Origin of the sequence: Paenibacillus taichungensis (assembly GCF_047302525.1) — a bacterium.
Taxonomy (GTDB): Bacteria; Bacillota; Bacilli; order Paenibacillales; family Paenibacillaceae; genus Paenibacillus; species Paenibacillus taichungensis_B.
In genome coordinates this window covers 365,552-384,101 of the sequence record NZ_CP168020.1, presented here as the reverse complement: position 1 = coordinate 384,101, position 18,550 = coordinate 365,552, and the positions used below count along the sequence as shown (strand labels likewise).

11 protein-coding genes are annotated in these 18,550 nt (G+C 46.2%); 3 read left to right on the top strand and 8 right to left on the bottom strand.

The genetic code is table 11. The annotated features are described in order from the left end of the window. Positions 1–72: 72 nt before the first annotated feature. The 8 genes from ACDJ58_RS01860 to ACDJ58_RS01825 all read right to left on the bottom strand — a co-directional run bounded on the left by ACDJ58_RS01860 (position 73) and on the right by ACDJ58_RS01825 (position 15,731). Entirely contained in the window at positions 73–3,291 is a 3,219-nt protein-coding gene (locus ACDJ58_RS01860; RefSeq protein WP_413375019.1) for a glycosyl hydrolase, read from the bottom strand. 9 nt (positions 3,292–3,300) lie between these two features. Continuing rightward, positions 3,301–5,316: a glutaminase domain-containing protein gene (locus ACDJ58_RS01855; RefSeq protein ID WP_413375017.1), complete on the bottom strand. Its 2,016-nt coding sequence runs from the start codon at positions 5,314–5,316 to the stop codon at positions 3,301–3,303. Positions 5,317–5,494: 178 nt separating this feature from the next. Beyond that, positions 5,495–7,150, bottom strand: a complete 1,656-nt coding sequence (locus tag ACDJ58_RS01850) for an extracellular solute-binding protein (protein ID WP_413375016.1) — start codon at positions 7,148–7,150, stop codon at positions 5,495–5,497. 80 nt (positions 7,151–7,230) lie between these two features. Continuing rightward, positions 7,231–8,127, bottom strand: coding sequence for a carbohydrate ABC transporter permease (locus tag ACDJ58_RS01845; RefSeq protein ID WP_053779684.1), 897 nt, complete (start codon positions 8,125–8,127; stop codon positions 7,231–7,233). Positions 8,128–8,139: 12 nt separating this feature from the next. Beyond that, positions 8,140–9,057, bottom strand: a complete 918-nt coding sequence (locus ACDJ58_RS01840; protein ID WP_053779685.1) for an ABC transporter permease — start codon at positions 9,055–9,057, stop codon at positions 8,140–8,142. 48 nt (positions 9,058–9,105) lie between these two features. Next, positions 9,106–12,180 (bottom strand): alpha-mannosidase, encoded by a 3,075-nt coding sequence (locus tag ACDJ58_RS01835; RefSeq protein WP_413375013.1) that lies wholly within the window; start codon positions 12,178–12,180, stop codon positions 9,106–9,108. A 27-nt stretch (positions 12,181–12,207) separates the two neighbouring features. Further along, entirely contained in the window at positions 12,208–14,427 is a 2,220-nt protein-coding gene (locus ACDJ58_RS01830; protein WP_413375011.1) for a hypothetical protein, read from the bottom strand. Positions 14,428–14,588: 161 nt separating this feature from the next. Beyond that, entirely contained in the window at positions 14,589–15,731 is a 1,143-nt protein-coding gene (locus ACDJ58_RS01825) for a GntR family transcriptional regulator (protein WP_413375009.1), read from the bottom strand. Between the two features lie 554 nt (positions 15,732–16,285). Here ACDJ58_RS01825 and ACDJ58_RS01820 point away from each other — a divergent pair. The 3 genes from ACDJ58_RS01820 (at position 16,286) to ACDJ58_RS01810 (ending at position 18,401) form a co-directional block, all read left to right on the top strand. Continuing rightward, entirely contained in the window at positions 16,286–16,579 is a 294-nt protein-coding gene (locus tag ACDJ58_RS01820) for a putative quinol monooxygenase (RefSeq protein WP_413375007.1), read from the top strand. 169 nt (positions 16,580–16,748) lie between these two features. Continuing rightward, positions 16,749–17,942, top strand: coding sequence for an MFS transporter (locus ACDJ58_RS01815; protein WP_413375005.1), 1,194 nt, complete (start codon positions 16,749–16,751; stop codon positions 17,940–17,942). After that, positions 17,943–18,401: a heme-binding protein gene (locus tag ACDJ58_RS01810; protein WP_413375003.1), complete on the top strand. Its 459-nt coding sequence runs from the start codon at positions 17,943–17,945 to the stop codon at positions 18,399–18,401. The last annotated feature ends 149 nt before the right edge of the window (positions 18,402–18,550 follow it).

The window sequence follows — 18,550 nt, the reverse complement described above, 5'->3', positions numbered from 1 at the left end:
TATAAACAAATAAAGAATGACCGGACCTTTTAAAGACCAGTCATTCTTATCATAAAAATTGAAATATAGTCCCTATCCTAGCGCTCGCCGCACCAACCTCACCTGTCCATTCATCCCTGAAGGAAGTGCTGATTTTCCATATAAATTCTCCAGTGTGTTTGCTGCATGAATGTTAATTTTATTATTCCCTTCTTGTACATATGGCGTTATGTTCCATTGGTAAGGCGGCCATAAACGGATGCCTGCTTCAATATCATTCACATACAAACATGCCGTCTCCCTTATATCTTCAGCTACCAACCATAATTCATCATTTGCAGTTAAGCTGACATCAGTCAGGTCCACATGTTGTGAGTAAAATCCTGTGCCCGAATAATAAGGATAGCCAGCAGAACCCCAACATCCAACCACATGTTCCACATCGGAAGTTAACGTAGTATGATCTTCTATTGCGAATGGACCAATCAGAAATGCTGGGAATGAAATAGCCGGCATCGGTTCCAGTAAAGAAACCGTCAGAATCTCCAGCTCATTCTCGCCAACCAACAAATGTGGTGTGATATCTACACTGTCGTAATAAGCGTCCTGCCAAGAAGATGGCTTCAATGCTTCCTGGCGTATACCATTGACGAAGATTTCAAGATTCCTTCTACGTGACAGAAAGCCGATATGAGATGGAATCTTCTGCTCTACATCGTCTAGAATCAACTCAATCTTGGCCGATTGTTCTTTTCCTGACTCATCGGAATGACCCGAATCGCTCTGTGATTGTACAATCTCGATCAATTCTTGCGTCATCATAAACGTAGTGCGATACGTATTCACTTGTCCAGGCATCGTGGCGTTCATCCTGGACTGTCGGTCATTCAACGTTACATGCCATTGATCTAGCAGAAGAACGTTGGGGTCGGCAGTTTTGAACTGCCACTTCTCATCAAGAACTACCACATCCGTAGAAGTTCGCTCTCCATTGTTCATTTGTTCTTGCGGAAAGGACGGACGCTCTTGAGGTCTTACCGATAGTACTCGCAGCTCTCCCGGCACAAATGAAAGAACCGCTTCACAGTCTAACCGACGTACTCCCCCGCTCTCCAAGTCCCATTCTTCCAAGTAATCCTTATTTTCTCTTGGATCAAGCTTAATGGTCACTGGCTGATCCGACCAATTCATAAACCACACATACACATGATCCCCGATCTTGCGTTCCACCCTAATCAGGTCTTCAGACTGCCCTTTTATCAGTTTATAGGGAATAGCTCGTGGTTCTCTTAACAAATCACATAATAGAGCACAAAATGCTTCCAATCGATCCCCAGCCTGATCCCCTTCATGAGCAGAGTCGTTCATGGAATAGAACATGCTGTATCCCTTACCAACAGCATGTAATTTCCCATGCCGACGATCGGAACTGAATAACTCACTCATATACTTCAGCAACTCTGGATCTTGCCTAAGGGCCTCACTATGCTGTGGAGTCGTTCCTACTGCAATTAGAGTGCCTCCTTGCTTCACAAAGGAAACGAGTTGTGCAGCGATGTCCTTAGACATGACCTCAATCTCTGGCATAATCAAAATCGAATATACATTCTCATTCCCGCCAAATCGATACCCTTCTCCATCCACGAGGGTGGCATCACGAAGCTGACATTCATCTACATAGTCATAGTCGACGGACCCGCGCAGCATGCGATCCGACAGGAGCGAGAACAGTACATCTGAAGAAGGATGCATATTCGATTCACCGGATGCGAACATATTTTGGTACACCGTATGAATAGGCGATAACAGGAGTACCTCTGGCGTTCGTATACCGCTTGCACCTAGCAGACTCAATCGACCAATATAATCGGCAAAAGCTCTATAATGCGGCCAATGCGGTGCATGTTTGAATTCCGTCGGAGGGAAATCGGTCTTACGATACCCGGCAAACGAATAATAAAACGCATGCGGAATAAACAGATTCACACCTAAGAATGCCATGAAATTGGCATCGAGTCGTCTCTGACGCATGGAATAGCCGTGACCGCTTGCGCCAAAAGATTCACATATCACTCGTTTCTTCCTATCCAGCTGCGCTACAGAAGCCGCTGTCTTAACGGACACGATGCGATGCGGATTCTCCTTTGTACCGATTCCAGGAGTCAGATAATCCACCCCTGCGTAGTGGAACTGCTGCAATACCCGGGTCTGATTGCCTTGAGACCTAGCCTGTCCCCAGACCGGCTCCTCCAGCGTATGACCGATATACAGCAGTCCATGCCGCTCACACCAAGTACGAATCGCAGCATGATAGCCCTCAACATACCAGCGCGTAATCGTATCATAATATTGCTGTTTCGTTGACCGGCTGCCATCTGCCATGTTATATAACAATGCGCCCAACCGCGGGATAAGATCATACCCATTCTCATGTTGATACCGCTTTGCCATCCCATGTGTCCATGCGAAGACCATGCCCGGCAATGTAGCACCCACATCATCAACAACCGTTCGGATCGCTTCCACCCCGGAGAAACCATCATGAATCATGAGCCCTGGCTCGTCGGTAAATACCCCTTGAATTGTGGAGCCGAAATATTTCTGCAATGGCAGAAACGGTTCATAAGACATTTGAATGAAGGTCTGAACGGCTTCCGGATTCAACGTATCGAGATAGTACCCTTTGGCAAACGTGATTCCTTCAGCGATTTCACAGGACCAACAGGCCAGCACGATATAAGTATCCTCCGTATCCGACTTCCAATCCTGCCCCCATAAATGTGTGATATCTTCCGGTTCATCATAGAGCAGCCACTCCCCATCATGGTGGACGGAACGATAAGCCAGAATGGCGATAAGCTCATTGTGATCATAAGAGGCAAAGTCCAGCTTCAATCCTTCCTGCTTAGGACCTCGCGAATATCTTTTTTCCTCCATTCTTAAGTAACGCATGCGATATTCCGGATGATCACGTGTTAGCTTACCGCCTAGAGTTCCGCTCGGCCAATTATCCTCATCGTACAGCCAGACGACCATATTGCGTTTCTCGCACTCTGTTGTACAGAACTCCAACACTTCCATAAATTCTGGCGACAGGTATGGGGTTTGCATACCATGACGCGCATGCAGCACAACCCCACCGACTCCCGCTTCAAACATCGATTGAATCTGACTCTCGAGTTCCGGCTTCTCAAGCTCATGATTCAGAAACCAAAAAGGCTGTGGGCGATACGTTGCATCCGGGTTTTCGAATTGCTGCTTTAGCTGTATTAGGTCCGTACAAACTTCCTCGATAATGTTATTCACATTCATCACCTGCCTTCACACGAATTTGCCTGTAGAATCTTGCATGAGTAATTGAATGAAGAAGCCACCGACAACAGAACGATTCTGGAAATTCATCTGCTTTGTGGTGATGGTGTCATACCAATCCGTTACCGGAACACGAGCCGAGGTTTCATTCATGAAATCCCATAGAGGTGAGATCAATGACTCGAACTGTGCTTGTGTTGAACTCATGGAGGCACACCATACCAGCCAATCCGATTTGGTATACGTTTCACGGCTATCCAGCGGCAGGCCATAGCGATTTTGTTTATGCATGTAGTATTCAAGCTCTTTAGCAGCGACTTCTTTTGGGAACAGGTGTAAGTCGAGCAGATGGTCCCACACCAGATTGTATTTCATGCTCCATGAATCGGCTGGACTGTCAAAAGTCAGCTTATAGTGATCCCCGGCATCTGCCATGGTCATCCATTCATGCGCCATTTTCCGAGCGGCTTCAAGGTAAGCGGCTCCTTCCTGCAAACCGAGCTTGTCACACATGTACGAATAAGCAGCAATGCCTAATATAGCCTTAATAGATAGATTTGTATTGTGTGCCAAATGTCCGGCGAAGTCATCGGTGCACAGCTGGTTTTCAGGGTCGAGTCCATTCTGAAGCAGATACCCCGCCCATTTCGTAAGAGGTCCCCAGTGTTCACGGGCAAAATCGATATCCCCCTCATACTTGCTCACCGCAGCAGCCATCAAGAGCATATTTCCGCATTCCTCAATCGGCATCTGGTCTTCCAACTTGTTTTCACCATATACCTGACCGTTGGCTTTCGGATAAGTTCCTACGTCGTGAGGCGCAAAATCAAATGTCCAATCACGGCTCATGGCATACTTATAAATCGGACGCATCATGCCCTTGATCAGTTCCGGGTTATATCTCAGGAACAATGGAATCGACGGGTAACTGACATCCACTGTAGCGATACATCCATTACTGAAGTTCTCTTTGGAGAAAAATAAAACATCTCCCGCTTCATCGGCAACCAATTTATGCGCGGCAATCGCCTGTCTGTACGTAAGCGCCAGAATATCCCGGTACTTCTCACCGCCTGCGGCTTGGCTCTCTGCCAAGAGCTCACGATTAAAGCTGTCGCATCGTTGCTGGATCTCTTCATATTGATCAGCTGCCATCAGCAGCATTTCATGAAACGTCAATCCATTTCTTTTCCAATAAGCATTCAGAGGTTTATGAAAGTATTCAATCGCATGAACATCGTCATACGCAAGCATCAGGTACTGCGATACCGGTTCTTCCTGTATTACACCCAGATTGATCTCTGTTGCCATGACCGTCATGTTATCGGAAACAGCTCTCGGCTGGTGCTGATCATCCTCTGTCGGCAATTGACTGGTTCGTACATACTGCTCTCGACTCGTCACGGAATGTATCACCGTCTGGATACGAGGGGTCTGAGGAACAGCCAGAACCATATATCCCCAATCAATTCGTGTATCATCACCAGCAAGCTGCAATACGGGCTGTTCGACTGTACCCATGGACATTGCATTGAGTTGTCCCTCGATCACGTGGCGTTCCCAGGTCACTTGCTGATCCGTTGTATGTACACACCATTCGCCTGTGACATCGAAGTAAATCTTGACTTGATGGGATTTCCCATCGATAGATTTTGCTTGAAAAGTCACATACGTCACAGGTCGGGATAACAGATCCAGATCATCCAACAATAAAGGCGTGTTGAACTGGACCTTAAGTTCAATCCCTCCCCCCTGAAAGGTGTATCGAGTCGTTACCGGCTCCACCGTCAGATCGGTTTGAACGAGTGCCTCCGGCTCCTGAAATTCAGATTGATCCCGCAATGCCACTTTCCCCATAAATCGTCTGGCCTTACCATCAATGATCGCAAGCCCAACCATGCCATTCGTTTTGTTCGTCCAATGTCGGGTATGATCTTCATACAGATGGTCTGCAGCGGACCATACACTAAAATAAGGATCTACGGTTACAAGAGGTACAGATGGAGGTCTGAAATTTGTCGTCATATGAATACAACTCCTTAAAGTAAAGTCAATATCAAGAATAACGAATTCCACGGATGTATTTTTCATAAAGAGTGGACACCCTCACGCTCAAGCAAAACAACGAAAGGCTTCGCTCCCTCGTTTACCAAGGTGCTGCGAAGCCTTTCGTGTTACCGGGCTCCCTTAATTATGGAAGTCATCAGTTCGGCATCTGAACGGTTACCACGTCTTTGCCTTTCAGATTTTCGTTCGTGAACTGCATGGCTTGATCATATCCGGTCTTTCGGAGCTGCTCGCGAAGGTCATTGATAATGCCCATCGCCGCTTCATCTGATTTCGCAAAGATTGCTTCCTTCCAGGCATCATTGATCCGGTCCATCGAAGGTTTCAGCATTTCCCATTCGGGCGCTTTGGTAATCACATCGCCCGGGTTATAGGCTGTAATCACCTGAATGCCGTTAGGTCGCAGGATTTTGCGGGCTTGCTCCATGGCATCGAGACGTTCCTGATCGGCCCAGATATCTCCGCCAGCAGCGGAATTGATGCGATCAAGCCCCGTAATCGATTCCAGGCCGATGCTAATGCCTTCGTTCTTGCGAACTTTTCCCGATTGATCTGCCGTAAACTTATCAAACCACTCTTGATTAGCGACAGGTTTACCATCTTTCATATCCCAATGAACGCCCTGAACTCCGTATCTCGCCAGCATGAAGCCTTCATCGGAAGCCATATAATCCAGGAACTTTAGCGCCGCATCTACACATGCGCCCTTGCAGTCTTTGGTGATGGCTGTTACGTTGTTGCCTTGAATGCCTAGATCCGCGGGGCGGTTCGGGTCAACATCTGCCCACTCCAATGGGCCAATAGGAATGTAATCGCTTCCGGGATGCGAAGTGACATATTCTTTGGAAGCATCCAGAATGGCCGGATAATGTGCAGCAAGGATAGCGATGCGGCCCTGATTGATTTTCTCTTTAGCGATTGGGTCTGTCTGGGTAAATGCTTCAGGGTCCATCAGCCCTTCTTCAACTAGCTTCCGATAGAATAGTGTGTACTCTTCATAGCCTTTGGTGAAAAAGTGATGCTCTACCGTTCCGTCTCCTTTGTCGACATATCCAGCACCCGAATAGAACATGGTATTCCCAATGCCCACGGACCAGCCGTTACTGAAGCCACCCAGCGGAAAGACCGGCTGACCGTTCTCCTGCAGATTGGCATCTTTGATTGTTTTGAGGAAGTTATAGAAATCCTCCTTCGTCACGACAGACTGAGGGTCCACACCGACCTTCTCAGCGATGTCTTTACGGACATAGAAGCCGTAAAGCCAGTCCATGCCGTCTTCGTTCTTGGCAGGCTGATTTTGTAGGAGTAGATATTTTTTGCCGTCATATGCATCAATTGCTTTCTCGTATAGCGCTGGGGGTACATTTTCTTCGGCAATGGATTTCGCAAGGTTTGGATAATCCCCCAATTTGTCGGAAATATCCAACAACTGTCCTTCTTTGGCAGCCTTGATAATGCCGTCCAACTCGCCTCCCCATGCAGGTCCAGTATAGATATCCGGCAAATCCTGCGTGGCAAAAATCTGGTTTACTTTCTCAGTCTCACTGCCTTTTGTATATTCCCACTGGAGGGTAACGCCAGTCTTCTCCTTGATGACTTCTTCCACAGGCGTCATGCCATTATCCGATCCCCCTGATCCGTTCCAATTGTGTAGTATTTTGAGTTTGTATGAACCATCGGCTGCTTCTCCACCATCACCGTTCCCTGATGAATCCGTACAGCCGCTCAACAATCCTCCAACCAAGATGGACACGAGTAATACGGATACGCCTTTTGACCAAATCTTGTTCAAACCAATCGCCTCCTGAAATATGAATATGAATGATCTTGGTCAAGCTTGGTAAAGCCAAGCAAATTCCGGGTCAGGATAACCTAACCTTTCACCGAACCGATCATCACTCCCTTTACGAAATACCGTTGCATGAACGGATAGATGCACAAGATCGGGAAAACCGTGATGACAAGCAAAGCCATACGAAGGGATTCAGGTGTCGCACCTGCACCTCCTGCACCACCAACCGTCTGCCCGCCCTGTTGGGCTGCGCGTTGCATCGAATTGGATAACGACTCTGCTTCCGTCAGCATCTCCTGCAAGAGGGTTTGCACCGGGATCAGATCTTTGTTGGATACATAGTAAGCCCCTGAGAACCAGTCATTCCAATGGGCTACCCCAATAAAGAGGGAGATGGTTGCCAGTACCGGTCCCGAAAGAGGCAGGATGATCCGAACAAATATTTGGAAATCCCCATACCCGTCAATGTGAGCAGATTCCTCCAGCTCTTCCGGAATGCCTTGCAGAAAGGTTCGGATAATGATGATATGCATGAAATTAAATAACAGCGGCAAGACGTATACCCAGAAGCTATTGATCAAATGCAGTTTCTGAAGCGTAATGAAGAACGGGATGAACCCGGCACTGAAAATCGTAGGCAAGAAGATGTAAAAGGTGAAGAACGATCGGCCGGGCAATGTTTTTTTGGAAAGCGCATAGGCCATGAGCGTACACAGGACAACATGGAGGAACGTACCCAGCACGGTGCGCATGATTGTAATTTGGTACGCCTTCCAGATGCGGGCGTTATCGAATACTTGAGCATAGTTCTCAAGCGTAAATTTTCGAGGAAGAAAATAGATCGCGCCCTGCATCGAATCCTTACCGTCATTCAATGAATAAGCCAAAATGTAAATAAACGGGTAGATCATGGAGAAACCAACCAGAGCAAGCAAGGTATAGTTGACTACTGAGAATAAAGACCATTTACGTGTCATAACGTCACCTCCTTAGAACAGGGATACATCACTGACTTTGCGGGCAATCCGATTGACCGTCAGAACCAGGATAAGACCAATAACGCTTTGGAATAATCCAACAGCTGCGGCGTAACTCAGGCGCCCTTCCCGGATACCAGAGTTAATGGCATGCACATCCAGTACGCTGCCCATGCTGGCAGTCCCAGGTCCGTTCAGGAGAAGAAGCTGCTCATAACCGGCGCTCATCAAATTACCCACGGCGAGAATAAATAATATAATGGCCACATTACGGATACCTGGAAGTGTCACGTGCCACATCTGTTGAAAGCGTCCAGCGCCATCGATCTTGGCAGCTTCATATTGCTGCTGATCAATTCCTGCAATGGCGGCCATAAAGATGATCGAATTCCAACCGATGTTTTTCCAGATGTCCGATCCGAGAATCATCTGATAGAACCAGGTGGGATTGTACAGGAATTGGATCGGATCGGTTCCAAACGATCCCAGCAAATCATTGACTGGCCCGCCATATGGAGTAAGCAATCTCTGCATCAGGGTGACAACCACGATCCAGGATACAAAATAAGGTAAATAAGAAAGAGTCTGAACGGTTTTCTTGAACCTGATCATCCGTATCTCGTTTAAAAGAATGGCAAGAATGATCGGCATCGGAAAGCCGATAAGCAGTTTCATGAGACTGATGATCACCGTGTTGCGGATGATATCACCGGATTGATAATAGTTAAAGAATTGTTCAAAGTACTTGAAGCCCGCCCATGGACTTCCACTGAAACCGCCAACGAAGGTGTAATCCCTGAAGGCAACTTGAATTCCATATAAGGGCACATAGGAGAACAAGAAAAACCAGATGATTCCAGGTAGCATGAACAAGTAAAAGATCTTATGCTTCCAGATTCGCTTCATTAACAGATTGTTAGACTTATTCACATTCCCAACGCTCCTTTCCCTTGTGGAAGGTTGAACCCGTTATTCTTGCTAACCTTTCAATCGCAACGAGATGATTTCGAATGGTGTAAAGGACAAGACTACGTCAGATTGATTCTGAAGTTCCAGCTTTGAAATGTTATTCTCCATGAGATCAACCTCCCAGACTTCAGCTGCATTCCATCCGATAGACAATTTCGTTTTGACCTGGGTTCCCGAGGTTTCATACAGACGGACGATGATGTCGTTACTATCCTCGGCTTTTTTTACCGACTCCACCATGATGTGCGGATGATCCGGCTGCAAGAATGCTTTCATATAAGGCAGTTTTCCCTCTGATACATCCGCTGAGGATACAGATAAGGAGCTCAGGCGAAGCGGAATATTCAGCTCATTTCCTTTTCGATAGATTTCAGCCTGCACGTGATTTCCTTGATGCGGATATAACGAGTAGGTGAATTGATGCTCTGCACGATCCGCCACCGGATCTGGATAGGAGCTGCTGCGCAGCAAATGAAGGTCAAGCACATTGTTGATGGCTCGATGCCCGTATTTACAATCATTGAGCAGGGCGACTCCGTAATCCGGCTCCGATAAATCAACCCATTGATGAGCGCAAATCTCATCCTTCGCAAAATCCCACATCGTATTGCGGTGAGTCGGTCTGCTCAAGCTGCCGAACTGGATTTCACAGTGAACCTGATCGGTACGGATGTTAACTGGGAAAGAAGTACGTAACATTTTACCGTTTTCTCTCCAATCCGCGCCGGTCTCGAAATCGATACGCCGACTACCCTCGGTTAGAGTGACGGTTTGGGTTAGAGTAGACTCTCCGTAGCTGTAATCAAAAACCAGCCCAACTCTCGGACCATCCCGAAGCTCCCGGATATCATTCAGAATTAATGGCATCCCCGCCTGCGCTGAATAATCATGACGGAAATCCCAGGCATCACCTTCATCATGATACACGCGAAGATCGTTCCCCCGCTGTCCTTGCAGAATGACTTCACGCGCCTCCAACTTATCCAAGATCGAGGTGATGCCACCATTCTGATCAAATTTCACGATGAGGATGTCATTCTCCATACTGCGCTCCTTGGCTTTAACATGGAAACCCGAATCCAACGTTTCCGAATCGATTTCAATGCTGGACGCTACTTCCCGCTCGACACCCTGGTTGCCATAATCGGATACCACAGTGTATCCCATCGATGGAACCTGCACTTTACACCATCGTCCATCCATGTGGAGCCATTCCTCGCGTTCCCAAGGCAGTGAATTGAACACCACGACTCCAGAGGAGTCTGCCTCACTCGATGAGATATGGTCTGCTAAATAGCCGTAGGTTTCGGTGATCATGGCTTCCGTCTGCTGGAGCAATTCTTCATACCGTATTAACGACTCATCGTACACCCGCTTAATTGAAGATCCTGGAAGTATGTCGTGGAACTGGTATAGAAGGACTTCCTTCCAGATCGTCTCCAGTGTCTCGGCCGGATAAGACTTGCCAATCCGGTTAGCCAGCACAGCGGCAAACTCCAGTTCACGTAAAGCTTTCTCCATCTTGCGGTTGTAGCGCTTGCTTCGTGCCTGACTGGTCAGGGTTCCTTGGTGCTTTTCCAGATATAGCTCACCACGCCAGGTCTGGAATCTTTCTCTTTCTTCATTCAATCGTTCAAAGAATCTCCATGAAGGTTCCTGTACAACAGGCGCCAGACCGAGCAGGTTCTTCTCTCGCTCCAGCCGTTCCAAATGTTCTTCTCCCGGCCCACCGCCGCCGTCTCCAATGCCGAAGAGCATCAGTGCGTGGTTGGATACATTTTTATCTAAGTACTCCCGCTCTGCTTTGGCAATGGAACGTGGAGCCGCCGGACTGTTGTACGTATCCTCAGGTGGCATATGTGTTAATACTGAGGAACCGTCGATCCCTTCCCACAGAAAGGAATGGTGAGGATGGCGGTTGTACTCACTCCAGGAGAGCTTCTGTGTCATCATGTAATCCACACCGGATTTTTTCAATAACTGCGGCAAGCTTGCGGAGTAACCAAATACGTCTGGCATCCACAGTGACTTCATCTCCATTCCAAATTCCTGTTGAAAATACCGTTTGCCATACAGGATCTGACGCACAAGAGATTCACCACCCGGCACATTGGTATCCGACTCTACCCACATCGCCCCTTGCGGTTCCCATCTGCCTTCCTGCACTCGTTCCTTGATCTGGTCATATAGCTTGGGATAGTGTTCCTTCATCCAATCGTATAGCTGAGGCTGGCTCGCCCCGAACACATAATCGGGATAACGTTCCATCATGCGAAGCACCGTCGAGAATGTTCTTGCACCTTTTCGGATCGTTTCACGGATCGGCCATAACCAAGCCAAATCGATATGCGCATGACCAACGGCACTTATGTTCATCACGGAATCTCCACCGCGAAATGATAATTGTTCGTTCAATAATCCCTTAGCACGATGAATACGGTCTGGTGTGAATTCCGTCAATATTAATGAAACGTCATATAGGGACTGAAGAATTTTTTCTCTACGCGCTGTGTCGGCAGGGAGATGCTCTGCCGTTTCCAGAAGTACCTCTGTGTCGTAATACAGACTTCGGATCCCTTCATGGCAGATCGCAATAACCGCTTCTTTTACAGTTCCACCTTGGTACTTGCCAAATAAGTCGTTATTGCCAGCATCGGCCCACAGTTCGAATGCTCCCTCCGCCACCGTTATCGAAGAATGATCCAGTTCAACCACTCTTTTCCCAGGGAGACCCAATGTGAATTCAAACTCCGAATTGATGGTTGTCAAACCCTGCACAGGCGTTCCTTCGTGGTCCACCAGACAGAGTTCGCCGTTCACGTCCAACAGAAGAACAACCTTGGCGTCACTTCCAGACGGTGGAATGCTGCCAGTAAAACAAAACCAGGCACAATCCCATAACTCCCCCCAACGCTCGCCCTGTGAAAGGGTGATTTTCTGACCTGACATTCTTTCCTCGAATGAAACGGGCTCGGGGGTAACCCATGCCGTCACATTCAACTTGGCAATTGGCTCATATATCGCTTCACGGAGTTTGGATAGCATTTGATTCAAATGCCCGAGTCTAATCGGTTCATATGGCATAATTGTTTTGTTCTCTCCTCTCATTCATCAAGCTTTTGTATTCTCACGACCCCACCTTACTTGAATCTCCACCTTGTTCTTGCTGCCATGCTCATACTTCAGCAGTACGGTTTTCGACTCCGTATCCCATTCCCATCCGGTAGTTACAGTCTTATGTTGATCTATACTAGAAACGGATATCGGTTCAAATGGACAGTAGAATCTGGCCGTGGCCTGCATATTTGACGGACCCTTGGCTACACATTGAAAACCTGTATTCGTTATCGTCAGATCTTCAATTCTGGAAGAAGCTGAGACTAGGCTGACCTTGTCTTGCTGTGGCCTTCCGGCCGTAATGTCGTATAACAATGCTTGCTCACCAGGAGCTAGCCTTACCTCTTGCAGAACATGCAGGGCAGGATCGAACAAGTCTACAACCGGACCTGGAATAACCAGCGGTTCTTCGGATACAGACTCTTCCAGGACAGAGGCAATGATGTAGGGCCCCCGTTTAATCTTAAAATAATGCTTGGCTTCCCAACGGAAGTTGGAATCCTGAAGTTTCTCCAATGTTTCTTTCACAGACTGGCGAAGTTGATCTGCACCCGATTTACTTGACGAACATGTAGCCGGATGTACAGAGAGCCACTGAACCAGTCCTTTGCCCACATGATGAATCCCTTCCTGCTCTACCTTAAGCCCAAGCTGTTCAAATAAGTGCTCTCGTGGTGAGTGATACATGGTATTAGTGCTTTCACTGCGCTGGTCGTCATTCCACCATGCTCGAATGTTGTGATACGGGTCGCTGTCATCCCCAATATAGATCAACGCGCCCCCATCCTGTACCCATTGGGCCAGTGCATAATGGATATCAGAGTGTTCTGGCTTCATAAACTCATAACTCAAAAGAAGGACACGATATGGAGCCAAGTAATGGGGATAGCGCCTCACATTATCAAGTTGGACAGGTCTCACCGGTATCCCGTGTTTAAGTAAGGGTAACGCAAGACCATAGAATGGAGAGAAATCTAACAACTCTGTATCGCCATCCTCTTGGAATCCTTCTGGATCTGTGCCGTCATACTTTCCGGCATCAGGTGCTTCCGGCTCCGATTTCATGCGCTGAAACATCGCTGAATCTGCAATCAATACACCAACCTGAGGAGATTCACCTTCAATTTCAACATTGTCCTGATCCATGTTTCCAAGTGTGTGCATAACGTGCAGCAATGTCGTTGCATAATCAGGAGGAATCTGCTCTTTACCTGCACCATCATCAGATGGATAATTCCCTTTAAATATTCTTCGCGGCCATGGGGCGACCTCGTAATGGGAAACTCCAGGATGAAGAAGTGAAGCAGCAACCGTCTTCAGGTAGTTCTGTTTATAATCGGCCCATGTGTAATTCGGATTGTCTTCGATGGGATCATGCAGAAACCACATTCGTCTGTCTGTTCCCCTTACTAGCTCTTGCATAACACCATATTCTAAGTATGCGGTTTCAAACGTTCGTTCTTTTCGTACCCCCTCATAAACGTTGGGTGTTCGTGAAGTCCCTGTCCAGATTTGCGCAATATATCCATCTACAGACGGAAGCTCAATCAAGCGAGACTGCGGACTAACGATTCGCCACTGCGTATAATTAATCAGACTGTGGGTTGGAACGTAAAACCGAAGAACGCGATTGTAACGCTTTAGAGCATAATCTTTCATCTCGGTACATAATCGGTCTAATACACGTGTATATAAATACGCTTTCAATTTGGAGGCCCGAAACTGTGCATCGGGTGAGGAATGAGGCGCTCTCCAGGATTCTTTGTAATACAGCTGCCATTCTCTCTTAAACGATTCCGAGTATCCGCCGTTCACCCAGAATTCAGGCTCTTCCAGATGAATCGCCTCCACGCCCGAATCAACAGCTACACGTATGCGTTCAGCAATATATTTGCCAAAGGAAACGGTTGGGACCATGTAAGGAATAATGGGCTCCTTGCCATGAACAATCATCTCACCATGACGGTCCGTTTGTGCTTCATCCCAATGTGTTTCTCCGTCTACTTCCCCGTCCAGGTAGCTGTTATAGGTCCCCCATGCTACTCCTGTCATTAAATGCACAACGTACCCTTTATTCTTCCATTCCCGAATACGTTCCTGCATCGTTTCGTCAATCCCGTAGACCATGACAAAGTCCGTTTGCAGATCATAATCGGGATGATAGGGCGCTGATTCCTGAAATCCAATTCGTTCTTCTTTACGATCTCGAAGCATGGTCCTAACCTCCTCACCCATGTTTGTCTGTCTTTCGTGGTTTGTGTATCCACCATTTCATAAAATATAATATATATTAACAATATATTCAATATGTTTTTTAAAAATAAAAAGTCCTTTCCGGATCATATACGGAAAAGACTTTAATCAAAACTTGGAAATTACGATATGGGACAGATTCCCGAGGTTTGTCGAATGACAAGTTCAGGTTGAATTAGTATCTTGCTGAAGCCGATAGTATCTCCGCTACTACGAATGACTTCGACAAGCTGGCCGGCTGCACGGGATCCCATCTCGCTCTCAAACTGCTTAACATGCGTGAATATACTAAATTCCTCCACGATGGAAGTTGGATCATCAAAGCTCACAATCGACACATCTTCGGGAATACGGAGTCCTGCTTGCTTGGCCATTTGATAGATCTGAACACCCAACCTACCGTTAAGTGAAATATAAGCCGTGACCATTTTGTTAGAGATATATCGGTATAATGGATGGGATTCTGCGTCCTTCAGGACAGACAATGGCTTGAAATCTGTAATCATATGAGCAGGATTAATAAGCGCCCCTTTATCTTTCAATGCTTCAATATAACCATCAATTCGCTCCTGGACCGTGACGGTTTGCAGCGGTGAATCCGAGCAGATGGCTATATCACGATGTCCAAGATCCCACAGATGTTCAACGGCCATCCTCACACCTAGTCTTCCATCAGCCGCGATGTAATGGGTTTCGACTCCCGGCAAATATCGGTCAATCAGCAAAAAAGGGAAGCCGGATAACTTCATGCCGAGAATTTCCTCGTTATAATTCCCTTCATCTACAGGAAAGATAAGTAGCCCCTCCGCTCCAAGTGCTTTTAGCTCCTTGATCGCATCCTTTTCTTTCTCGATCTTGCCATTGGTCAACATGATCATGCTGCGGTAACCTTCTTGATTCAGTGTTTGTTCAATACCCTCGATTAGTCGGATAGCAAAGTAGTCGTGGATCGTAGGCATGATAATACCAATCAGGCCTGTACTAAGCCCCCTTCTCATTGTAGTTGGAGATTCAGAAAATACTGTGATAACTGCGTCCGTCTCTTCTGCGACAAAACTACCTTTACCAGGAACACGGGCGATCAGCTTCTCGTTAGCTAAGCCTGTTAGGGCATTGACAACCGTAATTTTGCTAACATTAAACTGATCCATTAGCTCCTTCTCTGTCGGTATCCGATCACCCGGCTTCATATTCTCCGAGGTAATTATTTTGCGGACATAGTCCTGAATTTGTTGGTATAACGGTATTCGATCATTAGTACTCATGATAATCACATCACCAATTCATTTGTTATATTTTTAATATACAATATATTTTTACACATATAAGCACAATAAACAACCATATAATGCCTGTCCATGTTATCGTTAAAGCCAACTTTAGCTTTAATGTAGGCCCTTGGTAGATTTAGCACCTGCAGCACTTCGCGGTGTTATGAGAACGCAAACAGTGGTAAGGATTATTTCATTACTCGCCCTCCCTTTCCACTGCCGAAGGCTACACACTTGTACTTGTACTTGTACTTGTACATTGCTGGACAAGAGCTTGTCAGACATAAAGACACTTACTCAGGTAGCTGAATGGGTTCTTTATTAGAAACTTTCTAACATTTTTTGAAAATCCCCTATGATTCACCTATGATGAGGCCATGCTGCTTGCATTTTTTTCATATTTCAGCAACTGATCTTCCCTTTTAACCCCATTGGAGGATCACTGTGCAGAAAAAATTTCGGCTTAGAGACACGTAATATCGTTACTAATTATTGGTTAGGTTTTATCAACAAGAGATCAACAAATTTTTTATTAAGAGGTGTATTTTATGAATGTCATTACCATTTGTGCGATTCTAAAAGCAAAACCTGGACAAGAGGAGCAGCTACGCGATGAGTTGATCAAACTTATTGAACCGTCGCGTGCTGAGAAAGGTTGTATACAATATAAGCTGCATAAATCGCTTGAAAAAATAGGCACATATGTTTTTTATGAGTCTTGGGCTGACGAAAATGCCATAATCGCACATGTGAATACTGAGCATTACCAAACATACCGGAAAAATATAGAAACCATAATTGACACCATGGATGTGTATCATTTGGAAAACATTGAGACATAAGATCAAAGCTAAGTACGTTGTTATCGTTTATGTAAAGATCAATCGATTCTCCAATTGGTATTATCATTGTATCCACCGAGAAAAAAGTTTCTTTTATAGAAACTTTTTTTCTTTATTTGAACTCATTTAAGTTCTCACTTAATATTGGCCTACATAAGGAGGTGAAAGTATGAATTCAAAAATCTTTATAGCACTAATGTCACTTGCAATAAGTGCTTTTGCTATTGGAACGACAGAATTTGTTATTGTCGGTATTCTACAAGAGGTAGCCACCGATCTTGGCATATCGGTAACGCAAGCTGGAACCCTGGTGTCAGGGTATGCAGTTGCCCTTGCTATTGGAACCCCAATCGTCGTAGTTATTACCGGGAAATTGCCTAAAAAAGGATACCTGGTGTTCCTCATGGTCGTCTTCACTTTAGGGAATGCTCTAGCAGCAATAGCTTCCACCTATTTCCTTTTGCTCTTATCTAGGATAATTACAGCTATTACACATGGTGTATTTTTCGCTGTTGCAGCTACAGTGGCCGCAGATATGGTGCCTGCTAACAAGAAAGGCACCGCCATCTCCATTATGTTCACTGGGTTAACCGTCGCTACCATTTTGGGTGTTCCCCTTGGAACCTATATCGGGCAGGAATTTGGTTGGCGTATGTCATTTGCCGTGGTCGCAATTTTAGGGCTGATAGCCTTGTTGGTCAGTCTTGTGGCAGTAGAAAAAGTCCCACGTTCAATGCACTCACCGACCTTAAGAGATGTTGGAAGTTTGATTGTTAATCCTCGGATCATCACTGCCTTGTTAATGACGATTCTAGGTTTCGGCGGAACCTTCGCCTTATTTACGTATATCTCTCCTATCCTTGAAGAGATTAGCGGCTACTCATCTTCGTCTATTTCATGGCTACTGCTGATTTACGGTGTTGCTGTAGCCATTGGGAATATTATCGGGGGGAAATTAGCAAATGGACATCCTGTAAAGGCACTTCGATTCGTATTTCTGTTTCAGGGCATTGCTCTGCTGCTCCAAATATGGCTACTGCCCAACAAGACGCTCACCATTTTGTCCCTCATATTAATGGGCTTCTTCGCTTTTATGATGTCTCCCGGCGTACAGGCTTACATTCTAATGCTCGCAGAAAAGCTGGTGCCTTCTGCCAAGGATGTCGCTTCTGCATTAAACATCTCTGCTTTTAATATTGGGATCGCGGCTGGTTCAACATTGGGTGGGCTTGCAGTAGACCACTTGCATATGATGGACACGGCTTGGATCGGTGCAATTATGGCAGGATTCGCCTTTTTACTGGCAGCTATAAACTACAGAATGGATAAAAAACAAAATCTTTTTGTTGAGGAGAGAGGATAAATGGATTTGAAATCATTGGAACTATTAGAGGAAGAATTGGAATTTGCAAGTTTTAGCCACCAAGATGCTCTTGTCATTGGTAACCAGATTGTGCAGTATGCTCAAGAAAACAACGTAGCGGTGGCCGTGCATATTGAACGTAACCGAGTTCCCGTGTTTACACATCTCATGGATGGTACTTCGGAGGAAAACTACGTATGGTTATTTCGCAAAAAACGGATTGTCGATCACTATAACCGCAGTTCTGCCTACATCGACCAGCGCTTTATCCAAAGCGGTGCTTCTCATGCAGAACACTCCCTGCTTTCCACTGCAGAATATCAAGCGGTTGGCGGTTCTATTCCCATCCGTGTCAAGGGTGTTGGCGTAGTCGGATCTGTAACGGTTGGCGGATTAACCGGCGAGTTGGATCATGCTTACGCAGTTGAGGGCATCCGCCTGTTTTTAAAAGGAGAATAAGTGGTCATGGTTATGGTCATAACCACTTAAATATACCTGAGAGGGTTTGGGCGTAAAGCTCTTTCCCTCTCTTTTTCACTTGTAATCAGTTGAGGTCCTCTGGTGAAAGACCGAATCTGTACAATTTTACTTCATACACGTTAAAATGG

What these genes read in the sequence shown, in the direction of transcription:
- ACDJ58_RS01820 (WP_413375007.1), top strand. Translation starts at nt 16,286, where the DNA reads ATGAATGTCATTACCATTTGTGCGATTCTAAAAGCAAAACCTGGACAA.
- ACDJ58_RS01860 (WP_413375019.1), bottom strand. Translation starts at nt 3,291, where the DNA reads ATGAATGTGAATAACATTATCGAGGAAGTTTGTACGGACCTAATACAG.
- ACDJ58_RS01855 (WP_413375017.1), bottom strand. Translation starts at nt 5,316, where the DNA reads ATGACGACAAATTTCAGACCTCCATCTGTACCTCTTGTAACCGTAGAT.
- ACDJ58_RS01830 (WP_413375011.1), bottom strand. Translation starts at nt 14,427, where the DNA reads ATGCTTCGAGATCGTAAAGAAGAACGAATTGGATTTCAGGAATCAGCG.
- ACDJ58_RS01845 (WP_053779684.1), bottom strand. Translation starts at nt 8,127, where the DNA reads ATGACACGTAAATGGTCTTTATTCTCAGTAGTCAACTATACCTTGCTT.
- ACDJ58_RS01835 (WP_413375013.1), bottom strand. Translation starts at nt 12,180, where the DNA reads ATGCCATATGAACCGATTAGACTCGGGCATTTGAATCAAATGCTATCC.
- ACDJ58_RS01815 (WP_413375005.1), top strand. Translation starts at nt 16,749, where the DNA reads ATGAATTCAAAAATCTTTATAGCACTAATGTCACTTGCAATAAGTGCT.
- ACDJ58_RS01825 (WP_413375009.1), bottom strand. Translation starts at nt 15,731, where the DNA reads ATGAGTACTAATGATCGAATACCGTTATACCAACAAATTCAGGACTAT.
- ACDJ58_RS01810 (WP_413375003.1), top strand. Translation starts at nt 17,943, where the DNA reads ATGGATTTGAAATCATTGGAACTATTAGAGGAAGAATTGGAATTTGCA.